Source organism: Paracoccus salipaludis (assembly GCF_002287065.1).
Lineage (GTDB): Bacteria > Pseudomonadota > Alphaproteobacteria > Rhodobacterales > Rhodobacteraceae > Paracoccus > Paracoccus salipaludis.
In genome coordinates, this window is sequence record NZ_NSJZ01000170.1 from 1 (window position 1) to 520 (window position 520).

1 pseudogene is annotated in these 520 nt (G+C 60.4%); it reads right to left on the reverse strand.

Annotation, left to right across the window (positions count from 1 at the left end):
• Positions 1-398, reverse strand: a pseudogene (locus CK240_RS18030) (hypothetical protein); the annotation flags it as partial.
• Positions 399-520 lie beyond the last annotated feature (122 nt).

Genomic DNA, 520 nt, shown 5'->3' on the forward strand with positions numbered 1-520 from the left:
ATGCCGAAGCCATCGCGCATCGTGTTGCCGTTTTCGCTCCGAGCGGCGTAGGACGCGTCGAAGCGCTTGCGCACCTCATCGGCTGGGAACAGGTACACGTCCACGTTCCGGGGGTCCGCCGGGTCGTCCACGGCCGACACCAGCACCAGCTCCACCTCATCGAGTGTCTTCCACCGAGTGCCGCCTTCGACGGGCTGGTAGGCGAACCAGCGGTCGCGCGTTGTGCGCACCGAGACGGTCGAGGTCTTGCCGTCCTTGATGGCGTCGTAGGTGTTGCTCAGGCCGCGGCCGGGTTGCCGCTTGAGGTCGTAGCCGATCCGCTTCGCGCCCTCGATGGCGGCGCCGACCATAAGGCGCCACGAAGCCATGTCGTTGGTGAGTTTCAAACGGTCTCCCATGACTTTTTCCCTTCCCTGTCGGTTACGTCGAACTGATTCAATTACCCTAGAACCTATTACAGAAAAGGAAGAGCGTTTGTCAAACCGTTTGATACCGTATGCCCCAACTATAACCAAACATG